Genomic DNA, 19,999 nt, shown 5'->3' with positions numbered 1-19,999 from the left:
GGCTTTCACCCGCTATGGCCGCCCATTTCAGAGCGTTACACGACTAAGACCCAAGTCTTAGCCGAGGCTGATCTGCACTTCCACACCGGCCGCAAGATCAAGCTTCATAAGTGCATCAACGGTTTTATCCGTTGGCTGGACGATGTCCAGTACGCGCTTATGAGTACGGATCTCGTACTGGTCACGCGCGTCTTTGTTGACGTGCGGGGAGACCAGAACGGTGAACCGCTCTTTACGGGTAGGCAGTGGAATTGGACCACGCACTTGAGCACCAGTACGTTTCGCGGTTTCCACGATTTCCTGGGTTGATTGGTCGATCAGGCGATGGTCAAAAGCCTTCAACCTGATACGGATTTGCTGATTTTGCATTGGATTTCAGACTCCAGATTGCTATTCCCACCGAGCGCAATACGCCCGTTAAAAGGAGGCGCAATTCTATAGACGACCCCAGTAGGTGTCAACTCAATAAAAAAAGCCCCCGCTGGGCGGGGGCTTTTTCATGCAATCATCGATTACTCGATGATTTTGGCTACGACGCCAGCGCCGACGGTACGACCGCCTTCACGGATAGCGAAACGCAGACCATCTTCCATCGCGATGGTTTTGATCAGGGTAACAGTCATTTGAATGTTATCACCTGGCATTACCATTTCAACGCCTTCTGGCAGCTCGCAGTTACCAGTCACGTCAGTAGTACGGAAGTAGAACTGTGGACGGTAGCCTTTGAAGAACGGAGTGTGACGACCGCCTTCTTCCTTGCTCAGAACGTAAACTTCTGCAGTGAACTTGGTGTGCGGCTTAACCGAACCCGGCTTAACCAGAACCTGACCACGCTCAACGTCGTCACGCTTGGTACCACGCAACAGAACGCCGCAGTTTTCGCCTGCACGACCTTCGTCAAGCAGCTTGCGGAACATTTCAACGCCGGTGCAAGTGGTAACAGTAGTGTCACGCAGACCAACGATTTCCAGCGGATCTTGAACGCGAACGATACCGCGCTCGATACGACCAGTCACAACAGTACCGCGACCAGAAATCGAGAACACGTCTTCGATTGGCATCAAGAATGGCTTGTCAGTCAGACGAACTGGCTCTGGGATATAGGTATCCAGAGTTTCAACCAGTTTACGAACGGCAGTGGTGCCCATTTCGTTTTCGTCGTTACCTTCCAGAGCCATACGAGCAGAACCGATGATGATCGGAGTGTCGTCACCTGGGAAGTCGTAAGTGCTCAGCAGATCGCGCACTTCCATCTCAACCAGTTCCAGCAGCTCAGCGTCGTCTACCAGGTCAGCCTTGTTCAGGAAGACCACGATGTACGGAACGCCAACCTGACGGGACAGCAGGATGTGCTCACGGGTTTGCGGCATCGGACCATCAGCAGCCGAACAAACCAGAATTGCGCCGTCCATCTGGGCAGCACCAGTGATCATGTTCTTCACGTAGTCAGCGTGACCTGGGCAGTCAACGTGAGCGTAGTGACGAATTGTCGAGTTGTACTCAACGTGAGCAGTGTTGATGGTGATACCACGAGCTTTTTCTTCTGGTGCGCTGTCGATCTTGTCGAAGTCAACGCGAGCAGAACCGAAAACTTCGGAGCAAACACGAGTCAGAGCTGCAGTCAGAGTGGTTTTACCATGGTCAACGTGACCGATAGTGCCAACGTTGACGTGCGGTAGGGAACGATCAAATTTTTCTTTAGCCACGACAATTAACTCCTTGCCTAAAGGACTGAACTAAATCAGCCTTGTTTTTTAGTAACAGCTTCGACGATGTGCGACGGAGCTGTATCGTATTTTTTGAATTCCATAGAGTAGCTTGCGCGACCCTGGGACATGGAACGAACGTCAGTTGCATAACCGAACATTTCGCCCAACGGAACCTCGGCACGGATTACCTTGCCAGAAACCGTATCTTCCATACCCTGAATCATGCCGCGACGACGATTCAAGTCGCCCATCACGTCACCCATATAGTCTTCTGGTGTAACAACCTCTACCGCCATGATCGGCTCAAGCAGCTCACCGCCACCTTTGGTAGCCAGTTGCTTGGTCGCCATGGAAGCAGCCACCTTAAACGCCATCTCGTTAGAGTCGACGTCGTGGTAAGAACCATCAAACACGGTAGCCTTCAGGCCGATCAGCGGATAGCCGGCAACAACACCGTTCTTCATCTGCTCTTCGATACCCTTCTGGATAGCCGGGATGTATTCCTTAGGAACCACACCACCTACCACTTCGTTCACGAACTGCAGACCTTCCTGACCTTCGTCAGCAGGTGCAAAACGGATCCAGCAATGGCCAAACTGACCACGACCGCCGGACTGACGAACGAACTTGCCTTCGATCTCACAGCTCTTCGTGATGCGCTCACGATAAGAAACCTGAGGCTTACCGATGTTGGCTTCGACGTTGAACTCACGCTTCATCCGGTCAACCAGGATGTCGAGGTGCAATTCGCCCATACCAGAGATGATCGTCTGACCAGTCTCTTCATCAGTTTTTACACGGAAAGATGGATCTTCCTGAGCAAGCTTGCCCAGTGCGATACCCATTTTTTCCTGGTCATCCTTGGTCTTAGGCTCAACCGCAACCGAAATAACCGGCTCCGGGAATTCCATACGAACCAGGATGATTGGCTTATCAGCGGCGCACAAGGTATCACCTGTAGTGACATCCTTCATGCCGATCAAGGCCGCGATGTCACCAGCGCGCACTTCCTTGATCTCTTCACGGGCGTTTGCGTGCATTTGCACCATACGACCCACGCGCTCTTTCTTGCCTTTAACCGAGTTGATAACGCCGTCACCGGAGTTCAATACACCCGAGTAAACTCGAACGAAGGTCAAAGTACCCACAAACGGGTCGGTAGCAATCTTGAACGCCAAAGACGAGAACGGCTCAGCATCATCTGCGTGACGCTCCATCTCGATATTTTCGTCATCCGGGTCAGAACCCTTGATGGCCGGAATATCGGTAGGGGCAGGCAGATAGTCGATCACGGCATCGAGAACCAGGGGAACACCCTTGTTCTTGAAGGAAGAACCACAAACAGCCAAAACGATCTCACCAGCGATAGTACGCTGACGCAGAGCCGCTTTGATTTCCTCGATGGAAAGCTCTTCGCCTTCGAGGTACTTGTTCATCAGCTCTTCACTGGCCTCGGCCGCAGCCTCAACCATATGGCTGCGCCACTCTTCAGCCAGCTCTCGCATTTCTGCAGGAATAGCCTCACGACGTGCAGTCATACCCTTGTCAGCATCGTTCCAGTAAACCGCTTCCATGGTCATCAGATCAATCTGACCCTGGAAGTTGTCTTCGGAGCCGATAGCCAGCTGGATAGGCACCGGAGTATGACCCAGACGCTTCTTGATCTGACCTACTACGCGCAGGAAATCTGCACCCGCACGGTCCATCTTGTTTACGTAAACAAGACGCGGAACGCCGTACTTGTTGGCTTGACGCCATACGGTTTCAGACTGAGGCTCAACACCAGAGGTGCCGCAGAACACAACAACCGCGCCATCGAGCACACGCAAGGAACGCTCTACTTCAATCGTGAAGTCAACGTGACCCGGTGTATCAATTACATTAAAACGGTAGTTGTCGTACTGCTTGGCAGAACCCTGCCAAAAGGTAGTGATCGCAGCAGAAGTGATGGTAATACCACGCTCCTGCTCCTGCACCATCCAGTCCGTGGTCGCGGCGCCATCATGCACCTCGCCCATCTTGTGACTTTTGCCGGTGTAAAAAAGTACCCGCTCAGTAGTCGTGGTTTTACCCGCGTCCACGTGAGCACAGATACCAATGTTACGGTAGCGGTTAATCGGTGTAGTACGAGCCATAAAGCCCTCGCAAAGTGAGTAGCGCTGAAATTAGAAGCGGTAGTGCGAGAAAGCTTTGTTAGCTTCAGCCATACGGTGCACGTCTTCACGCTTCTTAACTGCTGCGCCTTTGCCTTCAGCAGCGTCCAACAGTTCGCCAGCCAAACGCAAAGCCATAGACTTTTCGCCGCGCTTGCGCGCGAAGTCTACCAACCAGCGCATGGCCAGAGCGTTACGACGGGACGGACGAACTTCGACCGGAACCTGGTAAGTAGCACCGCCTACACGGCGCGACTTCACTTCGACCAGCGGAGCGATGGCGTCGAGTGCTTTCTCGAAGAGTTCCAGGGGATCGCTGTTCTTACGCTCTTTAACCTTCTCCAGCGCGCCATAAACGATACGCTCGGCAACGGCTTTTTTGCCGCTTTCCATCACGTGGTTCATGAACTTGGCCAGGATTTGGCTTCCGTATTTTGGATCGTCAAGCACTTCGCGCTTGGCTGCTACGCGTCTTCTTGGCATGGATAAGCCCTCAAACGGTCTTCAGGTTAGCTCGGAACCATTACATCTTGACGATGTACGTCCGACCTTACTCTTATCGACTCAGAAAAAAAGAAATCTGCATTATTTACCAGCTACCGAAAACTACTTCGGCTTCTTGGTACCGTACTTCGAACGACCCTGGTTACGACCTTTAACGCCGGAAGTATCCAAAGAACCGCGAACGGTGTGATAACGAACACCTGGCAAGTCTTTTACACGACCGCCACGAATCAGTACCACGCTGTGCTCTTGCAGGTTGTGGCCTTCACCGCCGATGTACGAGGAAACCTCGAAACCGTTGGTCAGACGCACACGGCATACTTTACGCAGTGCCGAGTTAGGTTTTTTCGGCGTAGTTGTATACACACGAGTGCACACACCACGACGTTGCGGGCAGTTTTGCAGCGCAGGCACGTCGGATTTCTCGACGATACGCTTACGCGGCTGACGTACCAGCTGGTTGATAGTTGCCATCTACTAGCTCCACTGTTGTCTTGCGACGCTATTGTCTTGCAAGAAAAGCAAAATGGCAGGAACGAATTCCCGCCAAATTTAGGGGTACAAGAGTCTAAAGAGGATCTTGCCCCCAGTCAAGGCAAGGCCCCGACCTTCCGCACCATCAAACCTGGACTATTGGTCTTGATTCGATGAACGGAACAGCCAGGGCCCTTCCTTCATTCAGGGCTGAACTCAGTTACCGCTAGAGTTCAGTGCTTCGGTCAGTGCGGCTTCCACCTCACTGGCGCTTACACGCAATGGTTTGTCAGCATCACGGCGACGTTTGCGCTCGCTGTGATAAGCCAAACCAGTACCTGCCGGGATCAAACGACCCACGACAACGTTTTCTTTCAGGCCGCGCAGGTAATCGCGCTTGCCTGTTACCGCTGCTTCGGTCAATACGCGAGTTGTCTCTTGGAAAGAGGCCGCAGAAATGAACGATTCAGTCGACAACGACGCCTTGGTGATACCCAGCAGAACACGAGTGAACTTGGAGACAAACTTGTCTTCAGTGCTCAAACGCTCGTTCTCGGTCAACACCTGCGTCAACTCCATCTGGTCACCCTTGATGAAGGAGGAGTCGCCAGATTCGGAAATCTCAACTTTACGCAACATCTGACGCAAGATCGTCTCGATGTGTTTATCGTTGATTTTCACGCCTTGCAGACGGTATACGTCCTGGATTTCATTAACGATGTACTTAGCCAGCGCACTCACACCCAGCAAACGCAGGATGTCATGCGGATCGCTAGGACCATCGGAGATAACCTCACCGCGGTTCACTTGTTCGCCTTCGAAGACGTTCAGGTGACGCCATTTCGGAATCAGCTCTTCGTACGGATCGCTACCGTCATTCGGGGTAATAACCAGACGACGCTTGCCCTTGGTTTCTTTACCGAATGCGATGGTGCCGCTGACTTCAGCCAAAATCGAGGCTTCTTTCGGACGGCGCGCTTCGAACAAGTCAGCAACGCGTGGCAGACCACCGGTGATGTCTCGAGTTTTCGAAGTTTCTTGTGGAATACGAGCGATAACGTCACCGATCGCGATTTCCGCACCATCCGCTACACCAACCAAAGCGTTCGCTGGCAGGAAGTACTGAGCCGGTACATCAGTACCTGGCAACAGCAAGTCTTTGCCATCTACACCCACCATCTTCACAGCGGGACGGATGTCCTTGCCAGCAGCTGGACGGTCTTTGGCATCAAGCACTTCGATGTTGGTCATACCGGTCAATTCGTCTGTCTGACGCTTGATCGTGATGCCTTCTTCCATGCCCACGTAGGTCACGGTACCTTTCATTTCAGTAACGATTGGGTGAGTATGCGGATCCCACTTGGCTACGATAGAGCCAGCATCAACCTTGTCACCTTCCTTAACCGAAATTACAGCGCCGTACGGCAGCTTATAGCGCTCACGCTCACGACCGAAATCATCAGCAATTGCCAGCTCACCGGAACGCGACACAGCCACCAGGCAGCCATCGACACGCTCAACGTGCTTCAGGTTATGCAGACGGACAGTACCGCCATTCTTCACCTGAACGCTGTCAGCAGCGGAGGTCCGGCTAGCCGCACCACCGATGTGGAACGTACGCATTGTCAGCTGTGTACCCGGCTCACCGATCGACTGAGCAGCGATCACGCCGACAGCTTCACCGATGTTCACCTGGTGACCACGAGCCAGATCGCGACCGTAGCACTTGGCGCAGATACCGAAACGGGTTTCGCAGCTGATTGGCGAACGAACGATTACTTCGTCGATGCTGTTGAGCTCGATGAATTCAACCCACTTCTCATCAACCAAAGTACCTGCCGGAACAATAACTTCCTCAGTACCCGGCTTGAATACGTCACGGGCGATCACACGACCCAATACACGCTCACCCAACGGCTCTACAACGTCGCCGCCTTCAATATGTGGCGTCATCAACAGACCGTGCTCGGTACCACAATCAACTTCAGTTACAACCAGATCTTGCGCAACATCCACAAGACGACGGGTCAGGTAACCGGAGTTAGCCGTTTTCAAGGCCGTATCCGCGAGACCCTTACGAGCACCGTGAGTCGAGATGAAGTACTGGAGTACGCTCAAACCTTCACGGAAGTTCGCAGTGATCGGCGTTTCGATAATGGAGCCGTCTGGCTTGGCCATCAGACCACGCATACCGGCCAGCTGACGGATCTGTGCTGCAGAACCACGAGCGCCGGAGTCAGCCATCATGTACATCGAGTTGAACGACTCTTGCTCAACTTCATTGCCATGACGGTCAATAACCTTCTCTTTCGAGAGGTTCGACATCATCGCCTTGGAAACTTCATCGTTAGCTTTCGACCAAAGGTCGATTACTTTGTTGTACTTCTCGCCCTGAGTAACCAGACCGGAGGCGTACTGGCTTTCGATCTCTTTAACTTCATCGGTGGCGGCACCGATGATGCGGGCTTTTTCATCCGGGATAACGAAGTCGTTAACGCCGATGGAAACGCCGGAAATGGTCGAGTAAGCAAAACCGGTGTACATCAACTGGTCAGCAAAGATCACAGTCTCTTTCAAACCAACCACGCGATAGCACTGGTTGATCAGTTTCGAGATTGCCTTTTTCTTCATTGGCAGGTTAACGACGTCGTACGATAGACCTTTTGGAACAACTTGGAACAACAGTGCACGGCCGACAGTTGTGTCGACAATACGGGTGTTGGTCACGCTGCCACCATCACGATCATTGACGGTTTCGTTGATCCGCACCTTGACCTTGGCGTGCAGTGCGGCTTCGCCGGCACGGAACACACGGTCAACTTCTTGCAGATCCGCGAACACACGACCCTCGCCTTTAGCGTTGATCGCCTCGCGGGTCATGTAGTACAGACCCAATACAACGTCCTGCGACGGAACGATGATTGGCTCACCGTTAGCTGGCGACAGAATGTTGTTGGTCGACATCATCAACGCACGCGCTTCGAGCTGAGCTTCCAGTGTCAGCGGTACGTGTACAGCCATTTGGTCGCCGTCGAAGTCGGCGTTGTACGCGGCGCAGACCAGCGGGTGTAGCTGAATAGCCTTACCTTCGATCAGTACCGGTTCAAACGCCTGGATACCCAGACGGTGAAGGGTCGGCGCACGGTTCAGGAGAACCGGGTGTTCACGGATTACTTCAGCGAGAACGTCCCAAACCTCTGGCAGTTCGCGCTCAACCATTTTCTTGGCAGCTTTAATGGTAGTCGCGAGACCGCGCATTTCCAGCTTGCCAAAAATGAACGGCTTGAACAGCTCAAGTGCCATTTTTTTCGGCAGACCGCACTGGTGCAGACGCAAGGTCGGACCTACGGTAATTACCGAACGACCCGAGTAGTCAACACGCTTACCGAGCAAGTTCTGACGGAAACGACCCTGCTTACCCTTGATCATGTCAGCCAGGGATTTCAGAGGACGCTTGTTCGAACCGGTGATAGCACGGCCACGACGACCGTTGTCGAGCAGCGCATCAACAGCTTCCTGCAACATCCGTTTTTCGTTGCGCACGATGATGTCTGGAGCAGACAGATCCAGCAGGCGCTTCAAACGGTTGTTACGGTTGATCACTCGACGATAAAGATCGTTGAGGTCGGAAGTCGCGAAACGACCGCCATCCAGCGGGACCAATGGACGCAGATCTGGCGGCAGAACCGGCAGAACGGTCAGCACCATCCACTCAGGCAGGTTGCCGGAGCCCTGGAAGGCTTCCATCAACTTCAGACGCTTGGACAGCTTCTTGATCTTGGTTTCAGAGTTGGTTTGCGGAATCTCTTCGCGCAGGCGACCAATCTCATGCTCCAGGTCGATAGCGTGCAGCAGTTCGCGAACAGCTTCGGCACCCATACGAGCATCGAAATCGTCGCCGAACTCTTCCAGCGCTTCAAAATACTGCTCATCGTTCAGCAGCTGACCTTTTTCCAGCGTGGTCATACCCGGATCGATAACGACATAGCTCTCGAAGTAGAGAACGCGTTCGATATCACGCAGGGTCATGTCCATCAGCAAACCGATACGGGACGGCAGCGATTTCAAGAACCAGATGTGGGCTACTGGCGAAGCCAGTTCAATGTGAGCCATGCGCTCACGGCGGACCTTGGCCAGCGCGACTTCAACGCCGCACTTCTCACAGATCACACCACGGTGTTTCAAGCGCTTGTACTTACCGCACAGGCACTCGTAATCCTTTACCGGGCCAAAAATTTTGGCGCAGAACAGGCCGTCACGCTCAGGCTTGAACGTACGGTAGTTGATGGTTTCCGGCTTTTTAACTTCACCGAACGACCACGAACGGATCATCTCAGGCGAGGCCAATCCAATACGGATGGCGTCGAACTCTTCGACTTGACCCTGGTTTTTCAGCAAATTCAGTAGGTCTTTCAAGGCCTTTCCTCCTGGCGGAGCAGAGAGCGGGCAGTACAGCCCCGCTCTCGATTCGCGTCACGTGTTATTCGGTTTCCAGATCGATATCGATGCCGAGGGAACGAATTTCTTTGATCAACACGTTGAAGGACTCGGGCATGCCCGGCTCCATACGGTGATCGCCGTCCACGATGTTTTTGTACATCTTGGTACGGCCGTTCACATCGTCCGACTTCACTGTGAGCATTTCTTGCAGAGTGTATGCCGCGCCATAGGCTTCCAGCGCCCAGACCTCCATCTCCCCGAAACGCTGACCACCGAACTGCGCCTTACCACCCAACGGCTGTTGAGTAACCAGGCTGTAAGAACCGGTAGAACGAGCATGCATCTTGTCGTCTACCAAGTGGTTCAGTTTCAGCATGTACATGTAGCCAACGGTAACCGGACGCTCAAACTTGTTGCCGGTACGACCGTCAGTCAGCTGCATCTGGCCGCTATCTGGCAGATCTGCCAGACGCAACATGGCCTTGATTTCGCTTTCCTTGGCACCGTCGAACACCGGGGTAGCCATCGGAACACCGCCGCGAAGGTTCTTCGCCAGATCAAGAATTTCCTGATCCGAGAAGTCATCCAGGCTTTCTTGACGACCGCCAATTTCGTTGTAGATCTCATGCAGGAACTTACGCAGGTCTGCGACCTTGCGTTGCTCCTCAATCATGAGGTTGATCTTCTCGCCCAACCCTTTGGCTGCAAGGCCCAAGTGAGTTTCAAGAATCTGACCAACGTTCATACGCGAAGGTACGCCCAACGGGTTGAGGACAACATCAACCGGGGTGCCATTGGCATCGTACGGCATGTCTTCAACCGGCATGATCACGGAGACCACACCCTTGTTACCGTGACGACCAGCCATCTTGTCACCCGGCTGGATGCGACGACGGATTGCCAGGTAAACCTTGACGATTTTCAGCACACCTGGAGCCAGGTCATCGCCTTGCTGCAACTTGCGCTTCTTGTCTTCGAACTTGTCATCCAATAGACGACGACGGTCGATGATGTAAGCCTGAGCCTTCTCAAGTTGCTCGTTCAGAGCATCTTCAGCCATGCGCAGCTTGAACCACTGACCATGCTCAAGACCATCCAGAACCTCATTGGTGATTTCCTGGCCTTTCTTGAGACCAGCACCGCCTTCGGCAATGTTACCCACCAATGCGGAGCGCAGGCGCTCGAATGTTGCACCTTCAACGATACGGAACTCTTCGTTCAGGTCCTTGCGAATTTCGTCCAGCTGGGTTTTTTCAATCGACAGTGCACGAGCGTCACGCTCAACGCCGTCGCGAGTGAAAACCTGAACGTCAATGACAGTGCCTTTGGTACCAGTCGGCACACGCAGGGAAGTGTCTTTAACGTCGCTGGCTTTTTCACCGAAGATTGCGCGCAACAGCTTCTCTTCTGGAGTCAGCTGCGTCTCACCTTTCGGTGTCACTTTACCAACCAGAATGTCGCCTGGGCCGACTTCAGCACCCACGTAAACGATACCGGCCTCATCCAGTTTATTCAGCGCAGCTTCGCCCACGTTCGGGATGTCTGCAGTGATTTCTTCTGGACCAAGCTTGGTGTCACGAGCCACACAGGTCAGTTCCTGAATGTGGATCGTGGTGAAACGGTCTTCCTGAACTACACGTTCCGACAGACAGATGGAGTCTTCGAAGTTGAAGCCGTTCCATGCCATGAAGGCAATACGCATGTTCTGACCCAGAGCCAGCTCACCCATGTCGGTGGACGGGCCATCAGCCATGATGTCGCTACGCTGAACCCGATCACCTTTGCGAACCAGCGGACGCTGGTTGATGCAGGTGTTCTGGTTAGAGCGTGTGTACTTGGTCAGGTTGTAGATGTCGACACCGGCTTCACCGGTTTCAACTTCGTCATCTGCAACACGAACAACGATGCGACTAGCATCTACGGAGTCAATAACGCCACCACGACGGGCTACTACACAAACCCCGGAGTCACGCGCTACGTTACGCTCCATGCCTGTACCCACCAACGGCTTGTCAGCACGCAGTGTCGGTACAGCTTGACGCTGCATGTTCGAACCCATCAATGCACGGTTGGCATCGTCATGCTCGAGGAACGGAATCAGCGACGCAGCAACCGAAACTACCTGTTTCGGCGACACGTCCATCAAGGTGACGTCTTCCGGCGCCTTAACAGTGAACTCGTTCAAGTGACGTACAGCTACCAACTCATCGATCAGGACTTTCTGATCGTTCATGGTGGCTGAAGCCTGAGCAATAACGTGATCTGCTTCTTCAATGGCAGACAGGAACACGATCTCGTCGGTTACCACGCCTTCTTTCACAACACGGTACGGGCTCTCAAGGAAACCATACTGGTTGGTGCGGGCATAAGCAGCCAATGAGTTGATGAGACCGATGTTCGGGCCTTCCGGCGTTTCAATCGGGCATACACGACCGTAGTGCGTCGGGTGTACGTCACGAACTTCAAAACCGGCACGCTCACGCGTCAAACCACCTGGGCCCAGTGCAGAAACACGGCGCTTGTGGGTGATTTCGGAAAGCGGGTTGTTCTGGTCCATAAATTGCGAAAGCTGGCTGGAACCGAAGAACTCTTTCACCGCCGCAGCAACTGGCTTGGCATTGATAAGGTCTTGCGGCATCAGGCCTTCGCTTTCTGCCATCGAGAGACGCTCTTTAACTGCACGCTCGACACGTACCAGTCCAACGCGGAACTGGTTTTCGGCCATCTCGCCTACGCAGCGAACACGACGGTTACCCAAGTGGTCGATGTCATCGACGATGCCTTTACCGTTACGGATGTCGACCAGAGTCTTCAACACTGCAACGATATCTTCCTTGCACAGCACACCCGAACCTTCGATTTCGGTACGACCGATACGACGGTTGAACTTCATTCGGCCGACCGCAGACAGGTCATAACGCTCAGGACTGAAGAACAGGTTGTTGAAAAGGGTCTCGGCAGCATCTTTGGTTGGCGGCTCGCCTGGACGCATCATGCGGTAGATTTCGACCAGTGCTTCCAATTGGTTGCTGGTGGAATCAATTTTCAGCGTGTCAGAGACGAACGGACCACAGTCGATGTCGTTGGTATACAACGTTTCAATACGGACAACTTGGCTCTTGGCAACTTTTGCCAGAATTTCGGTTGTCAGCTCTGTGTTGCATTCCGCAATGATTTCGCCGGTAGCCGGGTGCACGATTGCCTTGGCCGTTGTGCGTCCCAGGACATAGTCCAGAGGCATAACGAGCTCTTTGACACCGGCTTTTTCCAGCTGGTTGATATGGCGAGCGGTAATACGACGACCTTGCTCGACAATCACCTTGCCCTTGTCATCCATGATATCGATGACTGCAATTTCACCGCGCAGGCGCTGGGGCACCAGCTCCAGGCTGATGCTCTCACCTTGCACGTGGAATACGTTTGTGGTGTAGAACGCTTCAAGCACTTGCTCAGTGGTATAACCCAGTGCACGCAGCAGCACGGACGCAGGCAATTTGCGACGACGGTCGATACGTACGAACACGCAGTCTTTCGGGTCGAACTCGAAATCCAACCACGAACCACGGTAAGGAATGATACGCGCGGAATAAAGCAGCTTACCGGAGCTGTGCGTTTTGCCGCGGTCGTGATCGAAGAACACGCCCGGGGAACGGTGCAGCTGGGAAACAATTACACGCTCGGTACCATTAATAACGAAGGTACCGTTCTCAGTCATCAATGGGATTTCGCCCATGTAGACTTCTTGCTCTTTGATGTCCTTGATCGCTTTGTTCGACGATTCTTTGTCGAAAATGATCAAGCGAACTTTAACCCGCAAAGGTACGGCGTAAGTTACACCGCGCAACACGCATTCTTTGACATCAAATGCCGGTTCACCCAAACGATAACCCACATACTCCAGCGCAGCATTGCCGGAGTAGCTGATGATCGGGAAAACGGATTTGAAGGCCGCATGCAGGCCCACGTCGCGGAACTGATCTTTAGTCGCTCCCGCCTGCAAGAATTCACGATACGAATCCAGCTGGATTGCCAAGAGATACGGCACATCCATGACGTCCGGCAACTTGCTAAAGTCCTTGCGGATACGTTTTTTCTCAGTATATGAGTAAGCCATCAGCGTTCCCCAGCTTGGTCACCTGCTTGTTTGGCCCCTCCCGACGGGAGCAGCCAGAAAATCGTGCAAACCCCTTGGTTTGCTCCACCGCACAGGGTGGTTACAGCACGTTAAAAGCGCCGACCCAGTCGGAAGCCAATAACGGAAAAAGGCCGGTGGCAAGAGCCACCAGCCATCAGCCTCAGCTTAACGCTTGGGCTGGAGACGCAAGGTCGATGCTTACTTCAGCTCGACTTTAGCGCCTGCTTCTTCCAAGGTAGCCTTGGCTTTGTCAGCTGCGTCTTTGGAAACAGCTTCCAGAACCATAGCTGGAGCGCCGTCAACTACTGCCTTGGCTTCTTTCAAGCCCAGACCAGTCAGCTCACGTACAGCCTTGATCACGTTAACTTTCTTCTCGCCAGCTTCAGTCAACATAACGTTGAATTCAGTTTGCTCTTCAACAACAGCAGCGGCAGCAGCAGGACCAGCAGAAGCAGCAGCAGCGGAAACGCCGAACTTCTCTTCCATTGCCTTGATCAGCTCAACGATTTCCAGAACGGATTTTTCGCCGATTGCTTCGATGATTTGCTCGTTAGTCAGAGACATGACTATATATTCCTGTATTGGGGTGACAGCCTAAGCGGCCATCGAAATAAACAATAAACGCTGAAAAAAGTCGCTTAGCCTTAAGCTGCAGCTGCTTCTTTCTGGTCGCGAAGTGCTGCCAGAGTACGAGCCAATTTGCTGGTTGCGCCTTGAATCACGCTCATCAGCTGAGAAATTGCTTCGTCACGGGTCGGCAGGCTTGCCAGTACGTCGATCTGATTAGCTGCGAGGAACTTGCCCTCGAACGCAGCTGCCTTGATCTCGAACTTATCCTGACCTTTCGCGAACTCTTTGAACAAACGGGCAGCAGCGCCAGGATGTTCATTCGAGAATGCGATCAAGGTCGGGCCAGTGAACACGTCGTTGAGAACACTGTATTCAGTGTCAGCAACAGCGCGCTTTAGCAGTGTGTTACGTACAACACGTACGTAAACACCAGCTTCACGAGCCTCTTTACGGAGTCCGGTCATAGCGCCAACTGTCACGCCGCGGGCATCAGCCACAACAGCAGACAGGGCAACTTTGGCAGCCTCGTTGACTTCAGCGACGATGGCCTTCTTGTCTTCGAGTTTAATTGCCACGGGTTTAACTCCTGCTTGTTACCGTTTCATCCAACCGAGGCCGGATGTCGTTTTGGTGTCTGATTCGGTAAGGAACCGGGAGCACCATCTGCGTAGGCTTGAGGTTTAAGACTTGCGTCGCCTACGGTCTTGGATAGCCCCCGCCAGGCAGGGACCCCAATCTTTCAATCGGCACATTTACATGCACCAGATTTGTCTTACGCGTCCAGGGAACCTTGGTCGATGACCAAGCCTGGGCCCATTGTGGTGCTCAGGGTAACGCGTTTGACGTAAATACCTTTCGAGGAAGCAGGCTTGATACGCTTCAGATCAGCGATCAGGGCTTCAACGTTTTCCTTCAGCTGAACGGCGTCGAAACCGATCTTGCCAACGGAGGTGTGGATGATACCGTTTTTGTCAGTGCGATAACGAACCTGACCAGCTTTAGCGTTTTTAACCGCGGTAGCAACGTCTGGAGTCACAGTACCAACCTTAGGGTTAGGCATCAGACCGCGCGGACCAAGGATTTGACCCAACTGACCAACAACACGCATTGCATCCGGAGAGGCAATAACTACGTCGTAGTTGAGGTCGCCGCCTTTCATTTCAGCAGCCAGATCGTCCATACCTACGCGATCAGCACCTGCAGCCAGAGCAGCTTCAGCAGCTGGACCCTGAGTGAAGACAGCTACACGTACAGTCTTGCCAGTGCCGTGTGGCAACACAGTTGCGCTACGAACTACCTGGTCAGATTTACGCGGGTCTACGCCCAGATTTACGGCGATATCAAAGGACTCGCTGAATTTAACAGTCGACAGCTCAGCCAGCAAAGCAGCAGCGTCTACGAAGTTGTAAGACTTGCCAGCTTCAATTTTACCGGCGATTGCCTTTTGACGCTTAGTCAGCTTAGCCATTACACACCCTCCACGTTAAGGCCCATGCTACGAGCAGAACCGGCGATGGTACGCACGGCTGCTTCCATATCAGCTGCAGTCAGATCCGCGTTTTTGGTTTTCGCGATTTCTTCCAGCTGAGCACGAGTAACGGTGCCAACCTTAACGGTGTTTGGACGAGCGGAACCGCTAGTCAAACCGGCAGCTTTCTTCAGCAGAACCGAAGCAGGAGTCGATTTGGTTTCGAACGTGAAGCTACGGTCGCTGTAAACAGTGATGATCACAGGAGTCGGCAGACCTGGTTCAATGCCTTGAGTACGGGCGTTGAACGCTTTGCAGAATTCCATGATATTCACACCGTGCTGACCCAAAGCTGGACCAACAGGCGGGCTTGGGTTGGCCTGAGCGGCCTTTACTTGCAGCTTGATGTAAGCGGTAATTTTCTTGGCCATGAGGCACTCCAATTACGGGTTCAGACGCCTAAGAAAGGCTCCCCGGCTACTTGCGTGTTTATCCCAGTGACGACAAAACCCCACGGCGAAGCCATGGGGTTGGGATGCGTATTCAGTTAGACCTTTTCGACCTGACTGAACTCTAGCTCTACCGGAGTAGAGCGACCGAAAATGAGCACAGCCACCTGGATGCGACTCTTTTCGTAGTTAACCTCTTCGACTGTACCGTTGAAGTCAGCGAAAGGACCGTCTGTGACACGAACGACCTCGCCCGGCTCGAACAACGTCTTCGGCTTAGGCTTATCACTACCATCAGCAACACGACGCAGAATTGCTTCTGCTTCTTTATCTGTGATCGGCGCTGGCTTGTCAGCGGTGCCGCCAATGAAGCCCATGACACGAGGTGTATCCTTGACCAAGTGCCAAGTACCTTCGTTCATGTCCATTTGGACCAGCACATAACCAGGGAAGAACTTGCGTTCACTTTTGCGCTTCTGGCCATTACGCATTTCAACCACTTCTTCAGTGGGAACCAGAATTTCGCCGAAGCCATCTTCCATGCCTGCCAGCTTGATGCGCTCAATCAAAGAGCGCATAACATGCTTTTCGTAACCCGAATAAGCATGCACAACGTACCAACGCTTAGCCACGGGACACCCTTAGCCAACAATCAAGGAAACAAGCCAGCCGAGCAGGGAATCAAGCCCCCACAACAGCAACGCCATAACTAGAACAACAGCTACAACAATCAGAGTAGTCTGCGTAGTTTCTTGGCGAGTTGGCCATACGACTTTACGAATCTCAATACGAGCTTCCTTTACCAGGACAGCAAACGACTTACCCTTAGCAGTCTGCAAGCCTACGTAGACAGCGACTGCAGCAAGAACAAGAAGTGCAATGACACGATACAGGATCGGCGAACCAGAATAATACTGATTCCCAACAACGCCTACCGCAACAAGGGCAACAACTGCCAGCCACTTGAGGAGATCGAAGCGAGAGCCTTGAACTTCAGCCTTGGGAGTCATCAAAGAGGATCCTGTGAAAAGAAAGCCAGACGCAATGAGCGAATCTGGCAGGTCAGGAGGGAATCGAACCCCCAACCTACGGTTTTGGAGACCGTCGCTCTGCCAATTGAGCTACTGACCTAAAACATTATCGAGCCGCGAATTATGCAGCCTCGAGAGAGACTTTTCAACAACAAATGCAACCGCTTCCGCCAAACTAGCCAAACAACAGCAAAATGACGATGCAAGGAGCAGAATGCGTGCAACCCACAACAGCAATTACAATCCGGAGCAGTAAGCACCACAAGGCACCAACCGGCAAACACTCCACACAAGCCTTTCAGCCCGCTAAAACAAAGGCAGATATTTTCATATCTGCCTTTGAATTATGGAGCTCTTGAGCGGATTTGAACCGCTGACCTCACCCTTACCAAGGGTGTGCTCTACCAACTGAGCTACAAGAGCAAAAACCTCTAAACCAGCACATATGGAGCGGGTGGCGGGAATCGAACCCGCATCATCAGCTTGGAAGGCTGAGGTTCTACCACTAAACTACACCCGCAAATTATGCTGATTTGCGCAAATATGGTGGAGGGGGAAGGATTCGAACCTTCGAAGTCGTAGACGTCAGATTTACAGTCTGATCCCTTTGGCCGCTCGGGAACCCCTCCTGAGCTGGGCGGGATTATACATCATCCCAACCCCTTGTCAACCACTTTCTCAATAAAATCATTGAGTTAGCATATCGACTTGCTTCACAGCCAGACTCGTTTTCGACTATCACTGTGGAGCGGGCGCCATTCTATGCAAACACGTGAAAAGCTGCAACCCCTAGCATGGGTTTTTTTCAACTTTTAACTCCTTGAATTCATTCAGAAGATTCAATACGTCCTGATTACCCTTCATAGGCGGACCTGCGCTCATCACCTTAAAGAGAGCGCCCTCACCTATCTGCTCCACCAGCAGTTTCTTATCCATCATCTTCTGAAGAATTTCTTTTTCTTCACCGCCAGAACCCAAAACTCGTAGATAAATGCACCCACCATCCTCAACTGGCAGCTTTTGAGCGCCGGCCTCACTGAGAAGTCGAATATCCTGCTTGCTACCCTTATACAGAGATAACGAAATTATCTCCTTGCCCCTCAGAGGCGCCTCTTGTTGATGCCAGATGAAATAAAAGACATTCAACACCACCAGCAACATCAACAACCAACGCATAGGCACCTCAAGAAAAAGGACAGGCGACAGCCAGTCCGACAAACACCAAATCTTTGACTACCCGCGCTTCAGGCACTGTATCCGCAATCAAATCTGCATCCCCACCCGTAAGCAATATCTTGAAATTATCGCCCCAATAGTCGCGCGCCAATTGTATTTGTGTAGCTACAAAGCCACGCAGCATAAGTAAACAGCCTCGCTCTACAGCTTCAATTGTCGTGCGCCCGGGCTCAATACGCTGCATTGCCCCCGTGACCGATGCAACGTCATATTTGATGCGACGCGTATGAGTTTGTAATTGATTACGCATAAGCGGCATTCCAGGGCAGATAAACCCTCCGATATGCAGCCCATCATTTGAGACAAAGTCCGCAGTGACTGCTGTACCCAAGTCGAGGACTAGGCATGCCCCACCAACTAATGCATATCCTGCAACGAGGGCGAGCCATCGATCCAGGCCTAGACGCTCAAAATCTTCGTAGCCATTGGTCACTCCCGCAAGAGTAGGAGCGGGGACCGCACATAAAACCTCAATAGAAAACTCTGAGGCAAGCGCCGCAATCAGCTGCGATGTTTCTACGTCACTGCGCACACTGACCATACGACAATGTGTGATATTCAAATCGGGGCGGGCCAAAATAGCAGAGACTAATCCACCTTCTGAATCAGCGACTCCTCCAGTCACCGGCTCTTTGGAATCAAGCACTCTCCATTTGATGAAGCTATTACCGCAATCGAGCTCAAGAATCATCGCGCAATCTCAAACTAAGCTCGCCGCCACTGTACGTTCTCAATTCACCATTAATGCACAAGCGCAATGCTCCCTGCTGATCCACACCGACCACAACCCCATCAACCTGGTGCAAGCCAGCCATCAATGAAACATCGCGACCTTGCCACACGTGATTCTTCTCCCACTCAGCATGAAACGAAGAAAACCCCGTCACTGCGTGAGCGTTCAAATAATTTTTCAGCCGTTTATTCAGCGCGTTTATAACCTCATTACGCTCAACTCTCATGCCGGTTTCCAAGCTCATTGACGTCCAGGGTTGGCCCACGCCTGTGGCGGCTCTCATATTTACGTTAATACCAATACCTATGACAACGTGACATACGTCTGCGGGATCACCGACTAACTCCAATAGAATTCCAGCGATCTTCTTGTCGCCAACCAATACATCGTTAGGCCACTTCAGCCCCACTGCCTGTAGACCGAAATCTTTAAGCGTATTCAATACAGCAAGACCGACCACAAGACTCAGCGCCTCCAGCTGACGCAACCCACCATCCACTCGAAGCACTAAACTGTAGTAAACATTCTGCGCAAAAGGACTTTCCCAATTCCGCCCTCTGCGCCCTCGCCCGGCATTTTGCTGTTCAGCGACAATCACGTAAGGCGCAGAATGCCCTTTATTGATCTGACGAAATGCTTCCGCATTGGTTGAGTCCACTATTTCGTGGAGATGTACGGGATAACAGCTGTTCGAGAAGCCTGCCTCGTCTAGAAGATCCAGAGGGAATGCTAATTGATAGCCTCGACCACGAACCTTATGGATAGACAGATTTGAGTCCGCCTCTAATCTTTGTAATTGCTTCCATACAGCACTGCGGCTTATACCCAATTGGGCGCCTAATGCCTGCCCAGAGTGAAAGTGGCCATCCTTAAGGAGTTTCAACAACGTCAGCATGCAAGTATCGCCTCACTATCAGGCACGCATCATAACGATGAGCTAGCAGATTGCATAGAAGCTGAAATGCGTGCAGGGACGGGGTAAGGAGTGTCCAGCGTAGAGATGGCGTGCACGCTCTTTTTCAGCCACAAAAACAAAATCCCTGTCTGCGTGAGCAGACAGGGATTCTGGAATTTAATCTTGACGATGACCTACTCTC

Annotated in this window: 16 protein-coding genes and 4 tRNA genes; all 20 read right to left on the bottom strand. The window is 52.5% G+C overall.

Annotated elements, in window-relative coordinates; all coding sequences use genetic code 11:
- Positions 1–57 precede the first annotated feature (57 nt).
- Entirely contained in the window at positions 58–369 is a 312-nt protein-coding gene (gene rpsJ, locus HBN68_RS09915) for a 30S ribosomal protein S10 (protein ID WP_003186070.1), read from the bottom strand.
- Positions 370–512: 143 nt separating this feature from the next.
- Entirely contained in the window at positions 513–1,706 is a 1,194-nt protein-coding gene (gene tuf / locus HBN68_RS09910; RefSeq protein WP_025857206.1) for an elongation factor Tu, read from the bottom strand.
- A gap of 35 nt (positions 1,707–1,741) precedes the next feature.
- Entirely contained in the window at positions 1,742–3,844 is a 2,103-nt protein-coding gene (fusA, locus tag HBN68_RS09905; RefSeq protein ID WP_094992109.1) for an elongation factor G, read from the bottom strand.
- A 30-nt stretch (positions 3,845–3,874) separates the two neighbouring features.
- On the bottom strand, positions 3,875–4,345 hold the full coding sequence (gene rpsG, locus HBN68_RS09900; RefSeq protein ID WP_016779172.1) for a 30S ribosomal protein S7: 471 nt from the start codon (positions 4,343–4,345) through the stop codon (positions 3,875–3,877).
- 123 nt (positions 4,346–4,468) lie between these two features.
- Positions 4,469–4,840 carry a 30S ribosomal protein S12 gene (gene rpsL / locus HBN68_RS09895; protein WP_002555494.1) on the bottom strand — a complete coding sequence of 124 codons (372 nt, stop codon included), beginning with the start codon at positions 4,838–4,840 and terminating at the stop codon, positions 4,469–4,471.
- 216 nt (positions 4,841–5,056) lie between these two features.
- Positions 5,057–9,256, bottom strand: coding sequence for a DNA-directed RNA polymerase subunit beta' (gene rpoC, locus HBN68_RS09890; RefSeq protein ID WP_047277900.1), 4,200 nt, complete (start codon positions 9,254–9,256; stop codon positions 5,057–5,059).
- Positions 9,257–9,320: 64 nt separating this feature from the next.
- The gene (gene rpoB, locus HBN68_RS09885; protein ID WP_047277902.1) at positions 9,321–13,394 is read right to left on the bottom strand and encodes a DNA-directed RNA polymerase subunit beta; all 4,074 of its coding nucleotides are present in this window, start codon (positions 13,392–13,394) and stop codon (positions 9,321–9,323) included.
- Positions 13,395–13,613: 219 nt separating this feature from the next.
- Positions 13,614–13,979 (bottom strand): 50S ribosomal protein L7/L12, encoded by a 366-nt coding sequence (gene rplL / locus HBN68_RS09880; protein WP_094992108.1) that lies wholly within the window; start codon positions 13,977–13,979, stop codon positions 13,614–13,616.
- Positions 13,980–14,059: 80 nt separating this feature from the next.
- Positions 14,060–14,560 carry a 50S ribosomal protein L10 gene (gene rplJ / locus HBN68_RS09875; protein WP_003444392.1) on the bottom strand — a complete coding sequence of 167 codons (501 nt, stop codon included), beginning with the start codon at positions 14,558–14,560 and terminating at the stop codon, positions 14,060–14,062.
- A 197-nt stretch (positions 14,561–14,757) separates the two neighbouring features.
- Positions 14,758–15,453, bottom strand: coding sequence for a 50S ribosomal protein L1 (rplA, locus tag HBN68_RS09870; protein ID WP_016779167.1), 696 nt, complete (start codon positions 15,451–15,453; stop codon positions 14,758–14,760).
- A complete protein-coding gene (gene rplK, locus HBN68_RS09865) occupies positions 15,453–15,884 on the bottom strand; it encodes a 50S ribosomal protein L11 (RefSeq protein WP_008008888.1) in 432 nt (143 codons plus the stop codon). Before rplK ends, rplA begins: the two co-directional genes overlap by 1 nt.
- A 116-nt stretch (positions 15,885–16,000) precedes the next feature.
- Complete coding sequence (gene nusG, locus HBN68_RS09860) at positions 16,001–16,534, bottom strand: transcription termination/antitermination protein NusG (RefSeq protein WP_094992107.1); 534 nt, start codon at positions 16,532–16,534, stop codon at positions 16,001–16,003.
- Between the two features lie 9 nt (positions 16,535–16,543).
- Entirely contained in the window at positions 16,544–16,912 is a 369-nt protein-coding gene (secE, locus tag HBN68_RS09855; protein ID WP_094992106.1) for a preprotein translocase subunit SecE, read from the bottom strand.
- A 45-nt stretch (positions 16,913–16,957) separates the two neighbouring features.
- A tRNA-Trp gene (locus HBN68_RS09850) sits at positions 16,958–17,033 on the bottom strand.
- 247 nt (positions 17,034–17,280) lie between these two features.
- Positions 17,281–17,356: transfer RNA gene (locus HBN68_RS09845), tRNA-Thr, on the bottom strand.
- Positions 17,357–17,379: 23 nt separating this feature from the next.
- Positions 17,380–17,453: transfer RNA gene (locus HBN68_RS09840), tRNA-Gly, on the bottom strand.
- Positions 17,454–17,477: 24 nt separating this feature from the next.
- Positions 17,478–17,562, bottom strand: a tRNA-Tyr gene (locus HBN68_RS09835).
- Positions 17,563–17,722: 160 nt separating this feature from the next.
- Positions 17,723–18,109, bottom strand: a complete 387-nt coding sequence (locus HBN68_RS09830; RefSeq protein ID WP_094992105.1) for a hypothetical protein — start codon at positions 18,107–18,109, stop codon at positions 17,723–17,725.
- A gap of 7 nt (positions 18,110–18,116) precedes the next feature.
- Positions 18,117–18,860: a pantothenate kinase gene (locus tag HBN68_RS09825; protein WP_169963900.1), complete on the bottom strand. Its 744-nt coding sequence runs from the start codon at positions 18,858–18,860 to the stop codon at positions 18,117–18,119.
- The gene (gene birA, locus HBN68_RS09820) at positions 18,850–19,797 is read right to left on the bottom strand and encodes a bifunctional biotin--[acetyl-CoA-carboxylase] ligase/biotin operon repressor BirA (protein WP_169963898.1); all 948 of its coding nucleotides are present in this window, start codon (positions 19,795–19,797) and stop codon (positions 18,850–18,852) included. The genes HBN68_RS09825 and birA overlap by 11 nt, the downstream gene beginning before the upstream one ends.
- Positions 19,798–19,999: the final 202 nt, after the last annotated feature.

It is taken from the genome of Pseudomonas sp. WS 5078 (genome assembly GCF_012985745.1).
Taxonomy (GTDB): Bacteria; Pseudomonadota; Gammaproteobacteria; order Pseudomonadales; family Pseudomonadaceae; genus Aquipseudomonas; species Aquipseudomonas lundensis_A.
This window is presented reverse-complemented; position numbering and strand designations above follow the sequence as displayed.